The sequence below is a fragment of the Streptomyces sp. NPDC127038 genome (assembly GCF_042725875.1).
Taxonomy (GTDB): domain Bacteria; phylum Actinomycetota; class Actinomycetes; order Streptomycetales; family Streptomycetaceae; genus Streptomyces.
In genome coordinates this window covers 1-14,444 of record NZ_JBHXDQ010000079.1, presented here as the reverse complement: position 1 = coordinate 14,444, position 14,444 = coordinate 1, and the positions used below count along the sequence as shown (strand labels likewise).

The 14,444-nt window shown below is 74.0% G+C and carries 12 protein-coding genes and 1 pseudogene; 8 read left to right on the top strand and 5 right to left on the bottom strand.

The window, feature by feature from the left end; translation table 11 throughout:
* Positions 1 to 81: 81 nt before the first annotated feature.
* Complete coding sequence (locus ACFWI4_RS36040) at positions 82 to 885, top strand: IclR family transcriptional regulator (RefSeq protein WP_387205216.1); 804 nt, start codon at positions 82 to 84, stop codon at positions 883 to 885.
* Between the two features lie 3 nt (positions 886 to 888).
* Here the strand turns inward: ACFWI4_RS36040 and ACFWI4_RS36035 are convergent, their stop codons facing one another.
* The gene (locus ACFWI4_RS36035; protein ID WP_387205214.1) at positions 889 to 1,587 is read right to left on the bottom strand and encodes an ABC transporter ATP-binding protein; all 699 of its coding nucleotides are present in this window, start codon (positions 1,585 to 1,587) and stop codon (positions 889 to 891) included.
* A 17-nt stretch (positions 1,588 to 1,604) separates the two neighbouring features.
* Positions 1,605 to 2,645 carry an ABC transporter permease gene (locus ACFWI4_RS36030; protein WP_387205212.1) on the bottom strand — a complete coding sequence of 347 codons (1,041 nt, stop codon included), beginning with the start codon at positions 2,643 to 2,645 and terminating at the stop codon, positions 1,605 to 1,607.
* Positions 2,646 to 2,801: 156 nt separating this feature from the next.
* On the opposite strand from ACFWI4_RS36030, the pseudogene ACFWI4_RS36025 reads away from it, so the two are divergent.
* Positions 2,802 to 3,986: pseudogene (locus ACFWI4_RS36025) on the top strand (sensor histidine kinase); the annotation flags it as partial.
* 350 nt (positions 3,987 to 4,336) lie between these two features.
* Positions 4,337 to 4,969 (top strand): response regulator, encoded by a 633-nt coding sequence (locus ACFWI4_RS36020; protein WP_387205210.1) that lies wholly within the window; start codon positions 4,337 to 4,339, stop codon positions 4,967 to 4,969.
* Here ACFWI4_RS36020 and ACFWI4_RS36015 read toward each other — a convergent pair.
* The gene (locus ACFWI4_RS36015; RefSeq protein ID WP_385394797.1) at positions 4,966 to 5,289 is read right to left on the bottom strand and encodes a DUF5955 family protein; all 324 of its coding nucleotides are present in this window, start codon (positions 5,287 to 5,289) and stop codon (positions 4,966 to 4,968) included. The two genes, ACFWI4_RS36020 and ACFWI4_RS36015, sit on opposite strands and share 4 nt — an antisense overlap.
* A gap of 211 nt (positions 5,290 to 5,500) precedes the next feature.
* Here ACFWI4_RS36015 and ACFWI4_RS36010 point away from each other — a divergent pair, with 211 nt between their 5' ends.
* A complete protein-coding gene (locus ACFWI4_RS36010; RefSeq protein ID WP_387205208.1) occupies positions 5,501 to 6,100 on the top strand; it encodes an NTP transferase domain-containing protein in 600 nt (199 codons plus the stop codon).
* 309 nt (positions 6,101 to 6,409) lie between these two features.
* Complete coding sequence (aceB, locus tag ACFWI4_RS36005; protein ID WP_387205206.1) at positions 6,410 to 8,044, top strand: malate synthase A; 1,635 nt, start codon at positions 6,410 to 6,412, stop codon at positions 8,042 to 8,044.
* A gap of 43 nt (positions 8,045 to 8,087) precedes the next feature.
* Here aceB and ACFWI4_RS36000 read toward each other — a convergent pair whose 3' ends face one another.
* Positions 8,088 to 9,002, bottom strand: a complete 915-nt coding sequence (locus tag ACFWI4_RS36000; RefSeq protein ID WP_387205255.1) for a HipA family kinase — start codon at positions 9,000 to 9,002, stop codon at positions 8,088 to 8,090.
* A gap of 98 nt (positions 9,003 to 9,100) precedes the next feature.
* A complete protein-coding gene (locus ACFWI4_RS35995) occupies positions 9,101 to 10,648 on the bottom strand; it encodes an IucA/IucC family protein (protein WP_387205204.1) in 1,548 nt (515 codons plus the stop codon).
* 39 nt (positions 10,649 to 10,687) lie between these two features.
* Between ACFWI4_RS35995 and ACFWI4_RS35990 the strand changes: the two genes are divergently transcribed.
* The 3 genes from ACFWI4_RS35990 to ACFWI4_RS35980 are packed head-to-tail and all read left to right on the top strand — an operon-like array spanning position 10,688 to position 14,394.
* Positions 10,688 to 12,235 (top strand): IucA/IucC family protein, encoded by a 1,548-nt coding sequence (locus ACFWI4_RS35990; RefSeq protein WP_387205202.1) that lies wholly within the window; start codon positions 10,688 to 10,690, stop codon positions 12,233 to 12,235.
* A gap of 54 nt (positions 12,236 to 12,289) precedes the next feature.
* Entirely contained in the window at positions 12,290 to 13,552 is a 1,263-nt protein-coding gene (locus tag ACFWI4_RS35985; protein ID WP_387205200.1) for a VWA domain-containing protein, read from the top strand.
* Positions 13,552 to 14,394: a hypothetical protein gene (locus ACFWI4_RS35980; protein WP_385394767.1), complete on the top strand. Its 843-nt coding sequence runs from the start codon at positions 13,552 to 13,554 to the stop codon at positions 14,392 to 14,394. The genes ACFWI4_RS35985 and ACFWI4_RS35980 overlap by 1 nt, the downstream gene beginning before the upstream one ends.
* The last annotated feature ends 50 nt before the right edge of the window (positions 14,395 to 14,444 follow it).

Here is a 14,444-nt window from a genome sequence, read left to right as displayed (position 1 = left end):
CTTCTGCCCGCCCCGCCGCCGCCCCCTTCGAGAGTCTTCGGGTCACCCCGCTCGATCCCGCGCCCCGAAAGGACCGCCGCCGTGCCGCCGTCCAGCGCCAGCACCACCGACGCCCGATCCTCCGCCGCCAGTGGTGGCGTCCAGTCCCTCGAGCGCGCCTTCGATCTGCTGGAGCGCATGGCGGACGCCGGGGGCGAGGTCGGGCTGAGCGAGCTCTCCGCGAGCAGCGGTCTGCCGCTGCCCACCATCCACCGGCTGATGCGCACCCTCGTGGCCTGCGGTTACGTACGGCAGCAGGCCAACCGCCGGTACGCGCTCGGCCCCCGCCTGATCCGGCTCGGCGAGTCCGCCTCCCGGCTGCTCGGCACCTGGGCCCGCCCCTATCTGGCGCGTCTGGTGGAGGAGACCGGCGAGACCGCGAACATGGCGCTGCTCGACGGGGACGAGATCGTCTACGTGGCCCAGGTGCCGTCCAAGCACTCGATGCGCATGTTCACCGAGGTGGGCCGCCGGGTGCTGCCGCACTCCACGGGTGTCGGCAAGGCCCTTCTGGCCAACACCCCGGACGACGAGGTGCGCGCGCTGCTCTCCCGTACGGGCATGCCCGCCGCGACGGACAAGACGATCACCACACCGGACGGCTTCCTCGCCGCGCTCGCCGAGGTCCGCCGGAGCGGCTACGCGGTCGACGACAACGAGCAGGAGATCGGCGTCCGCTGTCTGGCCGTCTCCGTGCCCGACTCCCCGACCGCCGCCGCGATCTCGATTTCCGGCCCGGCCGGCCGCGTCACCGAGGACGCCACCGACAGGATCGTGCCGGTCCTCCAGCAGGTGGCCGCCGAACTGTCGGAGGCCCTGGCCAGTTCGGGCCCGGGCGCCGGCTGAGTCTCATTCCGCCCCGCGCCCCGCGACGGGCGCGGCGACGGGTTCCTCCAGGCGCCCGTCCCTCATCTCCCGTACCGCGTCCACCTCGCCGAGGTGGGCGCGGTCGTGCGTCACGAGGACCGTCGCCGTACCGCGTTCGCGCGTGAGCCGGAGCAGCAGATCGAGCACCGCGGTGCCGCGTTCGTGATCGAGGGCGCTGGTCGGCTCGTCGACCAGGAGCACGGACGGCTCGTTGACGAGGGCCCGGGCGATGTTCACCCGCTGCCGCTGACCACCGGACAGCTGATGGGGGCGCCGGTGCGCGAGGCCGCCGAGCCCGACCGCGTCCAGCAACTCCTGTGCGCGCCGGGCGACCTGGCGCCGCCCGTCCAGGTGCCCCATCACCTGGAGCTGCTCAAGGGCGGTCAGCGAGGGCAGCAGGTTCGGCTGCTGGAACACGATGCCGATCTCGCGCCGCCGCAGCACGGCCCGCTCGGCGCGGGTCAGCGCCCCCGTCTCCGTACCGCCGACCAGAACGCGCCCGCGGTCCGGGGCGACCAGGGTCGCGGCGACCGCGAGGAGGCTGGACTTGCCGGAGCCGGAGGGCCCGACGACGGCTGTCGTCGTTCCGGCCGGTACCAGGAGGCCGACACCGTCCAGGGCGGTCAGCCGGCCGTCGCCGTCGGGGTAGGTGAGGGTGACGTCGTCGAGGGCCAGGCTCATCGGAGGTTCTTCCGTTCTCATCGGGCGCTCGCCAGCGCGGTCAGGGGGTCGACGGCGGTGATCCGGCGGACGGACAGGCCCGCGCCCAGCGCGCCGAGCGCGATGGTGACGGCGGCCGGTCCGAGCACGGTCGAGGCGTCCAGGGCGAACGGCACGTCGCCGCCGCCCCGGACGAGCGCGCCCGCGGCGGCGGCGAGCCCGGTGCCGAGCAGCGTCCCGGCGGCGAGCATGACCACCGCCTGGCCGAGCGCGTCGCGCAGCAGATACGGGGTGGAGGCGCCCAGCGCCTTCAGGACCGCGATGTCGGGCGACCGCTGGATCGTCCAGACGGTGAAGAACGCCCCGGTGACGAGCGCCGAGATGACGAAGAGGAATCCGCGCATGAGCTGGAGGGAGCCGTTCTCGGCCTGGTAGGAGCCGATGGCGGTGAGGGCGTCGCCCCGGGTGAAGGTCTTCGTGCCGGCGGCGCGGTCGGCCTCCCGCAGGTCGGCGCCGTGGGTGCGCAGGGCGATGGCGGTCGCCGTACCGGAGAGGTCGGTCCAGACGACCGGGGTGTGGCTGTACGAGGCACGGCCGGTGACGGCCGCGACGGTCTGCTCGGTGCCGCCGAGCCGTATCCGGTCCCCGGCGGTCACTCCGAGCGCGGCGGCGGCCTTCTCGGACAGCACGGCCCGGCCGGGTGCGACCCCGGGCGGGGCGAGGCCCGAGCCCGGCCGCACGCCGAACGAGGACACCGCGGCCGTACGGTTCCCGGCGGCCGCGTTCAGGGTGCGGACGCCGATCGGCTCGGCCGAGTCGACGCCGGGGGTGCCGGCCCAGGTCTCCAGGGCACGGTCGGGCACCCGCGCGCCGGTGAAGGACACGGGCTGCCCGGCGGCCGGGGCGGCGAAGGCCAGATGGTCGGCGGGCAGCCCGGTCACCGCCGAGGTGTTCTCCTCGGCGAGCCCGGCGGTCAGCCCGGACAGCAGCCCCACGAGCAGGGTGATCAGTACGACAACGGATCCCATCAGGGCGAACCGTCCCTTGGCGAACCGGAGGTCTCTCCATGCGACGAACATGCCTCGACCCTGCCGCCCGGGCCCCGTCCCGGGCATCGCCCCGCCGCACGGTTCCCCCGGGCCGAAGGAGCGGTCCGCCGCCGTCGAAGGGAGCGGTCGCCTTTCAACCTTTCGGTTGACGGGCGTCGGCCGCGTCCCGCCTACCCTGGAACGACCATGAATGTCCGCCGCCACTCCCCCGTCGTCGCCGTCCTGCGGCTCTGTCTGTACGTCCTGCTCGCGGGCCTCCTGCTGCTGGCCGCCGTCCGCTCCGGTGACACCGGGCACCCGGCCGGGGTCGTCCTGTCGGTCCTGGTGACGGGCGTCGTGCTCGTGGCGGGCGCGGTCTCCCCCGCGGTGCACCGCTCCCGGCGTACGGCCGCGCTGTGGGTGGCCGCCCTCAGCGCGAGCTGGCTGGTGCTGGTCGCGCTCTCGCCGGACGGGCTGTGGGTGGCGTTCCCGCTCTACTTCCTGCAACTGCACCTGCTGCCGGTGCGCTGGAGCCTGCCCGCGGTCGCCCTGACCGCCGGGGCCGCCGTCGCGAGCTGCGTGGCACACGGGGCGCCGCTCAGTCCCGGCGCGTTCATCGGTCCGCTGCTGGGCGCGGGGGTCGCGGTCGCCACGGTCCTCGGGTACGAGGCGCTGTACCGGGAGAGCGAGCGGCGCCGCGAGCTGATCGAGGAGCTGATCGCCACCCGCGCCGAGCTGGCCGAGGCCGAGCGCGCCGCGGGGACGCTCGCCGAACGGGAGCGGCTCGCCCGCGAGATCCACGACACCCTGGCCCAGGGCCTGTCCAGCATCCAGTTGCTGATGCGGGCCGCCCAGCGTCTGCTGCCCTCGGACTCCGCGGCAGCCCCGTACGTGGAGCAGGCCCGGGCGACCGCGCAGGACAACCTCGCGGAGGCCCGCCGTTTCGTCCGCGCGCTGACCCCGCCCGACCTGGAACACGGCTCGCTGGCCGGCGCGCTGGAGCGGCTGTGCCGGTCGGCCGCCGTGGACACGCCGAAGGTCCGCTTCTCGGTGAGCGGCACCCCGGCCGAGCTTCCGACGCCGTACGAGGTGGCCCTGCTGCGGATCGCGCAGTCGGCCCTCGGCAACACCCTGCGGCACGCACACGCCGAACGCGTGGAGATCACGCTCAGCTTCATGGACTCCTCGGTCACGCTGGACGTGGTGGACGACGGCGCCGGGTTCACCCCCGGGGACGTACGCCCGGGCGGGGACGGCGTGGAGCGGGACGGCGCGGACGGCGGCTTCGGGCTTCCGGCGATGCGCTCGCGCGCGCGGTCGCTGGGCGGGACGTTCACCGTCGAGTCGGCGCCCGGGCAGGGCACGGCGGTGGCGGTGACGCTGCCGCTGCCCACCACGGAGGAGCCGCCCGGGGCTGCGCCTGGGACCGCTTCCACGGCGGCACCCGGGACGTCGGCCCGGGGGAAGACGCCCGCCACGGCCCCCGACCCGACACCTGCCCCGGCCCCGGCCCCGGCCCCGGCCCCCAACATGACCACGACCACGACCCCCACCGACAGCACCACGCCCAGGTCCGGCAGCGGGCACGAGCCAGGGTCCGGGTCACGGGCCGGGACCGGCATCGAGCGCAGGCCCGGGACAGGCACCGAGCACCGGTCCGGGCCAGGCACCGGCACCGGCACCGGCACCGAGCACCAGCCCGGATCGCGCGCCGGATCCGCCCGTGCCGCGGGGAGCCGGGCGTGAGCATCAGGCTGCTGCTCGCGGACGACCACCCCGTCGTCCGCGCCGGACTGCGCGCGGTGCTGTCCGCGGAGCCGGACTTCGAGATCGTCGCGGAGGCCGCGACTGCGGAGGCCGCGGTGGAGCGGGCCGGCGCAGGAGACGTCGACGTCGTCCTCATGGACCTCCAGTTCGGCGCCGGGATGCACGGGGCGCAGGCCACGGCCGCCATCACGACTCACCGCGGGGCGCCCCGGGTCCTCGTCCTGACCACGTACGACACCGACGCGGACATCCTCGCCGCGGTCGAGGCGGGCGCCAGCGGCTACCTCCTCAAGGACGCCCCGCCGGAGGAACTGTCCGCCGCCGTGCGCACGGCGGCCTCCGGTCACTCGGCGCTCGCCCCGAAGGTCGCCGACCGGCTCATGGACCGCATGCGCGCCCCCGCCGCCGCCCTCAGCCGTCGCGAACTGGAGGTCCTCGAACTGGTCAAGGACGGGCTCTCCAACCAGCAGATCAGCAAGAAGCTGTTCCTGAGCCAGGCGACCGTGAAGTCCCATCTGGTGCACATCTACGCGAAGCTGGGCGTGGACTCCCGTACCTCGGCGGTCGCGGCGGCCACCGAGCGAGGCGTCATCCGCAGGGGCCGCTAGAGCCTGGGCCGGTGCGGGGGCTCTCCGAAGAGCTCGACCGCGCTGCGGACGTCCGCGAGGCGGGTCGCGAGAGCGCTCACCGAGCCGATCGCGCCCGCGACCAGCAGGAGCGAGCGGCGCAGCCGGGGAATCTCCGGCAGTCCTCCGGCGGCCATCGCGGCGAGGGACGCGAGCTCGTCCTCGGCGATCCCCCGGTCGGGGAACTCCACGGGATGGACGGCGAGTTCACGGCGCAGCCGGGCGACGGCGGTACGCAACTCCGCCACCCTCGGATCCTCGTCGCTGCCCGTCACCGGTCTCTGCCCCAAGCTCCGCAACACGGCTCTCCCCCCTCGCGCGCCGCTGTGCGTCGGTCCCGCTCATGTCGGCTCCCGGTCCCCGTGGCGGTGGTCGGGCGCCGGGGGACGCGGGTCAGTAAACGCCACCCGGTGCGCCGGGCGCCACCGCTCGGACCGAAATTCAGCCCGGGGACACCGCGGTGACGGCCGCGGTTCCGGGGCGTGCTCCGGTCGGTTCGGGTATGCAGGGGACATGACGCGGAACAAGGACGAGGTGGCGGGGCTGGTGCTGGCGGCCGGGGGCGGACGGCGCCTCGGGGGGCGTCCCAAGGCACTCCTGCCCCATCGGGGGCGCCCGCTCGTCGAGCACGCGGTGGGGGTCCTGCGCGCGGGCGGCTGCGCCCGGGTCCATGTCGTCCTCGGCGCGCGGGCCGATGCCGTACGGGAGCGGGCGTCGCTGGCCGGGTGCGTCCTGGTGGACAACCCCCGCTGGGAGGAGGGCATGGGCTCCTCGCTGCGGGCCGGTCTCGACTCGCTGGCGGACTCGGGGGCGGGGGCCGCGCTGGTGTCGCTGGTCGACCAGCCGGGGATCGGCCCGGAGGCGGTGGCCCGGGTGCTGGCCGTGTACGCGTCCCCGCTGACGCTCGCCGCGGCGGCGTACGACGGTGAGCGCGGCCATCCGGTGCTGTTCGGGGCCGGTCACTGGGCCGGGATCGCGGCCACGGCCGTCGGCGACCGGGGGGCGCGCGCCTATCTGAAGGCCCACGACGACCTGGTCACCCTCGTCGAGTGCGGGGACGTGGCCCGGGCGTACGACATCGACACGGAGGCCGACCTGGTCCACCTGGAATGAGCGGGCCGCGGCGCCGGACGGCTTCCGTCGACCTGGAGAATCTCGACATCAACAAACCATTGAACTTCCACCATGAGGAAATTAGTATCCACTGATCAGAAGCGCCCCTCCGGGCGGGAGCACGCCGAAGGCATCCGGCGCCGGCCGCTCGCGCCACGGCCCGGCACGCCACGGCGCGGAGTGCCGGGCGTGGTGACGCCGTCCGTGGTTCGCTCGTTCGACCGGTGCACGGCGCGCCCGCAGGACCCGTACGCGGCCCGCCCGTGGCCGGCCCGCCCGCACGAAGCTCGCTGAAGGAAGTGACCGCTCATGTCCGCACCAGCGCCGTCCCCGCTGGCCATCGTCGACGCCGAGCCCCTGCCCCGGCAGGAGGAGGTCCTCACCGGGGAGGCCCTCGCCTTCGTGGCCGAGCTGCACCGGCTGTTCACGCCCCGGCGCGACGAGCTCCTCGCCCGCCGCGCGGAGCGGCGCGCCGAGATCGCCCGCACCTCCACCCTCGACTTCCTCCCGGAGACCGCCGCGATCCGCGCGGACGACTCCTGGAGGGTGGCACCCGCCCCGGCCGCGCTCGACGACCGGCGGGTCGAGATCACCGGGCCCACCGACCGCAAGATGACCGTCAACGCGCTCAACTCCGGCGCCCGGGTGTGGCTCGCGGACTTCGAGGACGCCTCGGCACCCACGTGGGAGAACGTGATCCAGGGCCAGATCAACCTGATCGACGCCTACACCCGGAACATCGACTTCACCGACCCGGTCTCCGGCAAGTCGTACGCCCTCGGGCCGGACTCGGAGCTGGCGACCGTCGTGATGCGGCCCCGCGGCTGGCATCTGAACGAGCGTCACCTCGTGGCCGCCGACGGCACGCCCGTGCCGGGCGCCCTCGTGGACTTCGGCCTCTACTTCTTCCACAACGCCCGGCGGCTGCTCGACCTCGGCAAGGGCCCGTACTTCTATCTGCCCAAGACCGAGTCCCACCTCGAAGCCCGCCTGTGGAACGACGTGTTCGTCTTCGCCCAGGACTACGTCGGGGTCCCGCAGGGCTCGGTCCGGGCGACCGTCCTGATCGAGACGATCACGGCCGCGTACGAGATGGACGAGATCCTCTACGAACTCCGCGACCACGCCTCGGGGTTGAACGCGGGCCGCTGGGACTACCTCTTCTCCATCGTCAAGAACTTCCGCGACGGCGGCACCAAGTTCGTCCTCCCGGACCGCAACGCGGTCACGATGACGGCCCCGTTCATGCGGGCGTACACCGAACTCCTCGTCCGTACCTGCCACAAGCGGGGCGCCCACGCGATCGGGGGCATGGCCGCGTTCATCCCCTCCCGGCGCGACGAGCAGGTCAACAAGGTGGCCTTCGAGAAGGTCAAGGCGGACAAGGACCGTGAGGCGGGAGACGGCTTCGACGGCTCGTGGGTGGCCCACCCCGACCTCGTCCCGATCGCGATGGCCTCCTTCGACGCGGTCCTCGGCGACCGGCCGAACCAGAAGGACAGGCTGCGCGAGGACGTGTCGGTCGCGGCCGGCGACCTCATCGCCGTCGACTCGCTGGACGCGCGGCCCACGTACGACGGTCTGGTCAACGCCGTCCAGGTCGGCATCCGGTACATCGAGGCCTGGCTGCGCGGTCTGGGCGCGGTCGCCATCTTCAACCTGATGGAGGACGCGGCGACCGCCGAGATCTCCCGTTCGCAGATCTGGCAGTGGATCAACGCGGGTGTCGTCTTCGAGCACGACGGAGGGACCGTGGCGGCCACCCCGGAGCTGGCCCGGGAGATCGCCGCACGGGAGCTCGCGGACATCCGCGCCGAGATCGGCGAGGAGGCCTTCTCGGCCGGCCGCTGGCAGCAGGCGCACGACCTGCTCCTGAAGGTCGCGCTGGACGAGGACTACGCGGACTTCCTGACGCTGCCGGCCTACGAGCAGCTGACCGGCTGACCGCGGGCACGCCGTGACGGACCGGGCCCCACGGGCCGGTCCGTCACCCCAGGTGCACCGTCCAGTCCTGTTCCGCGGCCGGTCTGCCGTGCAGGTCCGGGACGTGCTTGAGCCAGTCCGGGCGGCCCCGCCGGGTGCGCCGCGCGCGGTCGGCGTCCTCGGCGGCGAGCTGTTCACGGCTCGGGAAGTCCGTGGGGAGCCAGGCGGCCGAGGCGCGGACACGGGCGAGGAGATAGCCGGTGTACGCGTCGCGGACCCCGTCCGGGCTCGTGAAGCCCGGCTCGTCCACGAGCCAGGCGTCGGGCACCTTCGCCAGGACCGAGCGCAGCAGCTCCTCGGTGACCTCGGGGGCGAGCTCGGCGTCGGCCGCGCGGGTGTCCGGGCCGTGGCCGCCGAGCGCGTGGCTCCTGAAGTCGTAGGCCTTGTCCGGCGCCGAGGCGTCCCAGCGGTGGTGGAAGACGAGGGCGGCTCCGTGGTCGATCAGCCACAGCCGGGGCGGCGCGACACCGAGGGTGGGCCAGACCATGAGGTTCGAGCTGTGCACCGTACGGTCCACGTTGACGGTGAGGGCGTCCAGCCAGACGACCTTGCCCGCCTCCAGCGGGTCCACCCGGAACGTCCGCGCGACCTCGGGGGTGAAGTCCTTCGCGCCCGGGAGGTAGTCCATGCCGAGGTTGAGCCCGGCACTGGCCCGCAGCAGGTCCTGGACCTCCTGATGGGGTTCGTGCCCGCCGACGGACGGATCGAAGCGGACGAGGACCAGCTCGGGGAAGCGCAGCCCGAGGGCCCGGGCCAGCTCGCCGACGATGATCTCGGCGACCAGCGCCTTGTGTCCCTGCGCGGCCCCCGTGAACTTCACGACGTACGTCCCGAGGTCGTCGGCCTCGACGACTCCGGGCACGGAGCCGCCGGAGTGCAAGGGTGCGACATAGCGCGTCGCCTCGACCGTCCTCAGCATGTTCGGGGACCCCACGGTTCTTCCGTCCTACGTTCCACGACAGGTTCCAACGCGCCGCGACCCCGGGAATACTCCCGGCGGCTCCGGGAGATCCGGTGTCACGGTCCCGCCAGGGGATTCGGCAGCGGTACGTAACGGGCGTCGGCGCCGTCCGCGTCCGTCCAGCGCAGCAGCAGATTGGTCTTGCCGGGCAGGGTGGGCGAGGAGAGCAGCGCGGCGGTCTCGGGGAGGTCCAGGTCCGTGGCGCAGCGCCGGAGCTCCCGGCGTACGGCGGGCCAGGGGTCCGTGCCCGGGAACCGTTCGGCGAGGAGGGCGGCCAGCTCGGAGAGGTGGTTGACGACCAGGCAGTAGACGAGCCGTTCCCAGCCGGCCGCGCGGCTCACCCCGGGGAGCAGTTTCACGCCCTCGGCGTCCCGGAAGAGGGCCTGCACGGGCAGGCCGTCCGCGTCGACGGCCACGACCGTGTTCTGCAGATGGGCCTCGACGACGACTCCGTGGCGGGCGAAGGCCTCCAGCACCGGGGGCACGACCTGGCGGAGGTAGGCGGCCCACCAGTCGGCGGGGTCGGTGAGCCGGTCGAGCGGGCTGCCGTCGAAGCCCTCCACGAGGGCGGCGGCGAGCAGCGGGACGGCCCCCGGCACGAGGTGGCCGCGCAGTCCGTCGCGGACCAGGACGGCGAGCTCCTCGAAGGCGAAGGCGGCGGTGCGCCAGCCGCGGTCGCTGAGCCAGGCGGCGGGCCCGTCCTGCGCCGCGAAGGCGGCGGCGGTGGCCGCGTCGGTGGCCCGTGCCTTCAGCAGGTCGTGCCGCCACAGCCGGCGGATGTCGTTGGTGATGCGGACGTCGAGGCTGAACTTGAGGAACAGGTCGTCCTCCGGCGCGTGGAGCGTGCGCACGGCGGCGGTCGGCCACAGCGGGCGCGCGGTCCGTCCGAGGCGCAGGAGCCGACCGTCCGCGAAGGCGTCCCGGACCGCCGGGACGGCACCGGTCAGGGCCAGCTGCCACGGGTGGGCGGGCAGCAGGCGGTAGCCGGCGGGGGCCCGCCCCAGGGCGTCGAGGGCGCCGGTGTCGCCCTCCTCGACGACGGCGTCCTCGCGCACGGCGAGCAGCTCCAGCGGGAAGCGGGTGCGGGCCTCGGGGGCGTACGGCAGCCACCCGGCGGCCGGGCCGCCGCCACGGGCCTTGGGCGCCGGGTGGTACGGGTGCCCCATGATCAGGGACTGTTCCGAGCGCAGATACGGGTCCTCGGGGGGCGTCGTACGGGCTCGGGCGCGCAGCAGGGCGGCGACGACGTCCCGGCTGTCGGTCATCTCCGCGGGCAGCGTCGGGTTGTCGACGCCGGTGAACAGGCGCAGCTCGTCCGCGGCGAGGGCGACCAGCTCCGGATGGGTGAGCCGGTGCCAGGCCGCGCCGTCGTGCGTCTCGGGGGCGTAGGGCCGCCGGGTCCCGCGCACGCGCAGTGTCCGGCCGCTCACGCGCAGCCGGTGGACTCCCGGCCGCTCCGTGGGTTCGGCCAGCTCGCGAAGGAGACAATTGAGCAACGGCGCGGCGGCGTACGCGTCGGCGGCCTCGTCCATGTCGCCCGCGGTGAGCTCGGGGAACACGGTCGGCTTGAAGTCCACGCGATCCACCCGGTTAGTTCGATCCATACGGTGCACTGGTGATCAGTATCTCCGCCGCGGCGGACGATGACGACGCAGTCCCCGTACCCGAGGAGCCCGCCCGTGCCCCGTCCCTCCACGCCCGACACCGAGGCCGCGTTCGCCGAGGAGCTGAGCGTCGTACGCCCCGGACTGTCGGCGGCCTACGCGAAGGCCCTGCCCGGTGCCCGGGCCGCCGTGCTGACCCGGCTGTGGCGCGCGCTGGCGTACGAGCCGCTGCCGTGGATCGCCCGGCGGGACGCGGACCGCGAGGGCCTGTCGCTGTGGCTGACGGACGGCCGCCGGCTGCGCGGACCGCTCCCCGACCCGTACGACACCTCCGGACGGGTCGCCGAAGTGCTGCTCGGAGAGCGGGTGTTCGACCGGCCGGAGGCGCTCGTCCGCGCGCTCGGCGTGCCGCACGGCGACCCGTTCTCGGCCGAACTCGCCGACAGCGTGGCCTCCTTGGCGCTGTCGCGGGCGGACCGGACGGCGGACGGGGTTCCCGGACCGTCCGAGGCGAGCTGGGCGTGGGAGCAGCGGATCGTCGACGGGCATCCGTACCACCCCAACTGCCGTTCCCGGCCGGGGTTCTCGGTGGCCGAGCAGCTCGCGTACGGGCCCGAGCACCGCACCTCCGTCCGGCTGGACCTGGTGGCGGTGGACGACGCCCTCGTCACGGGCGAGTGGCCGAAGTGGCTGCGGGACGGGGAGCGGGTGCTGCTCCCCGTGCACCCCTGGCAGGTGGCCCACGTGCTGGACACACCGGTCCAGGAGGGGTTCGCGGGGCGTCCGTTGATGTCGCTGCGCACCCTGGCGGTGCCGGAGGGGCCGCATGTGAAGACGGCGCTGAGCACCAGGCTGACCTCGTCGGTCCGGGACATCTCGGTCTACTCGGTGCGCGCCGCGGACACGGTCTCGGCGTTCATGGAGGCGATGGCGGCCCGTCTGGACGCGCCGCTGCACATCACCCGCACCCTCGGCGCGGCCACCGCCGGCACCCCCGATCTCGCCGCGGTGGTGCGGGAGTCGCCCGACGAGTACGCGGGCGAGGGCGAGCGGTGTGTCCCGGTGGCCGCCCTGCCACTGACCCGGTTGCCCGAAGACCCCGCCTGGCTGGCCGGGTTCACCCGGCTCGCGCTCACCGCGGGGCTGCGACTGCTGGAGCTCGGGGTGGCCCTGGAGGCGCACGGACAGAACCTGCTCGTGATCCTGGACCGCGCGGACCGGCCCGTCCGGCTCGTCTACCGCGACCTGGCCGACATCCGGGTGAGCCCGGCCCGCCTCGCCCTCCACGGCATCCCCGTACCGGAGTTGTCGGGGCGGAACGTGACCGACGACGAGACCGCCCTGCGCCGCAAGCTCTTCGGTTCCCTCGTCGGCGGCGCGCTCGGCGCCACGGCGGGCTCGGCGGACGCCCTGCGCCGGGCGCTGCTGGGGGTCGCGGCGGATCTCCCGCGCACCGCGGACCTCCCCGCGCTCCTCGGGGAGCCGATTCCCGCCAAGGCGCTGACACTGATGCGTCTTTCGCCCGGCACCCCCGGTGACCTGTGGACTCTGCTCCCCCGGCCCCTCGGCGGACCCGGCTCGTCCTGACGCGGGACACCTCTCGTTTTTACGAGCGGCACCTTTGATCAATAGGATCCGCCGATGATCACAAGACAACGGCTGGCGGCGGGCGTCTGCGCCCTGCTCGCCGCCCTGGCCGCCGGGATCGCCTTCCCGGCCGGGGCGGTCGCCGACGAAACCACGGCGACCGCACCCAAGGTCGAACTCCTGCTGGACGTCAGCGGTTCGATGCGGGCCCGGGACATCGACGGCGAGTCGCGGATGTCCGCGGCGAAGCAGGCGTTCAACGAAGTACTCGACGCGACCCCGCAGGAGGTGCAGCTGGGTATCCGTACCCTCGGCGCCAACTACGCGGGCGACGACCGCAAGACGGGCTGCAAGGACACGGCCCAGCTGTACCCGGTGGGGACGCTGGACCGCACCGAGGCCAAGACCGCGGTCGCCACGCTCAACCCGACCGGCTGGACCCCGATAGGTCCCGCGCTGCTCAAGGCGGCGGACGACCTCCAGGGCGGTGAGGGCACCCGTCGCATCGTGCTGATCAGCGACGGCGAGGACACCTGCCAGCCCCTCGACCCGTGCCAGGTGGCCCGCGAGATCGCGGCCAAGGGCATCGACCTGACCATCGACACCCTCGGTCTGGTCCCCGACGTCAAGGTCAGCAAGCAGCTGAGCTGCATCGCCGAGGCCACGGGTGGCACGTACACCTCGGTGGAGCACAAGGAGCAGCTCAGCGACCGGGTCAACCAGTTGGTGGTCCGCGCCGCCGATCCGGTGGTGAAGCCGGTGGCCGTGCAGGGCGCCGACTCGTGCACCGGGGCGCCCGCCGTCAAGTCGGGCATCTACACCGACCGTGAGGAGTTCTCCCAGCACCGCTGGTACCGGGTGGAGCTCGCGCCCGGCAAGGAGCTGCGCGCCTCGGTCAGCATCGCGGCCGACCGCCAGGTCAATCCCGACTACGGGGTGCTGCTGCGTGCCGTGACCCTGCACGGCCGGGAGATCGTGCGCGGCGAGTCGGCCGGCAACGGCCGCACGGACGTCGTCTCGACCGGTCTGCGCTACCCGAAGGCCGCGAGCGACGACGACAGCGCGCCGGCCGAGGTCGTGTGCCTCCAGGTCTCCAACTCCTTCTCGGCCGCGCCCGGCGTGAAGACCACGCCCGGTCTGCCGCTGGAGCTGACGGTCGACGTCGTCGGCGGCCCCGACCAGGCGAGCGACGTCGCCTCCTTCGGTCTCGGCCGCGGCTGGTGGCTGCTCGGCGCCCTGGTGCTGACCGGCTTCCTCGCGGGCCTGCTGTGGGGCTGGATCTCTCGCTGGCGGTTCTCGGTCTGGAGGACCAACTGATGCGTATCCGACGTGTACTGAGCACCGCCGCCCTCCTCGCGGGGGCCCTGGCGGCGCCCGCGCTGCTGGGTGCGGCCGCGGCTCCCGCGTTCGCCGACGCCTCGCCGTCCGCGAGCCCCTCGGACGACGGCTCCGCGCCCACCGAGGCCGGTACGTCGTTCCGTACGGCGACCGAGGTCGGGCAGGGCGTGCAGGCCACCGCGGGCGCGTCCACGGGTGACTACCTGTACTGGCAGTTCGCCGCGGACGCGGGCCAACGGCCCACCGTGAAGGCCACGGTGAAGCTGCCGGAGGCGTCCAAGCGCTCCGGCACCGAGACCTGGCAGATCGACGTCTACGACGGGCTGCGGCGCCGTCAGGCCTGTCAGTACGGGGCGCAGACGCGGACAGCGGGCGCGGACGCGTCCACCGTGGAGCTGTCCTGCACCCTGCGCACCGTGCGCGCCTGGTCGGAGCAGTGGGCCAACGACCCTCTGCCGGGCACCTATTACGTCCGGCTGACCGCCACCGCGCTCGGGGCGACCGATCTGGGTCTGCCGATGAGCGCCGAACTCCAGGTGGACTCCAAGGACATCGGCGGTTCGGCCGCGGTCGACGGCTCGCTCGCCAAGCCGCTGGTCCCGGGCATCGCCGTGAAGTCCGCGTCCGACGACACCTCCGGCGACGGTTCCGGTTCGAAGACGGCGGTGCTGTCCTCGCTCCGGCCCGACGGTTCCGGCTGGTGGTCCGACCGCTGGGTGTGGACGGCGATCGGCGGCGTCCTCGCGGCCCTCGCCGGCATCTGGGGCTACTCGCTGACGCGGGGCCGCGGACGCCCGTCCCGGATCCCCCCGGGCGCCTGACCTCCGGCCCACCCACCGAGGCCCGCGCCGCTCCCCACCGGGGGCGGCGG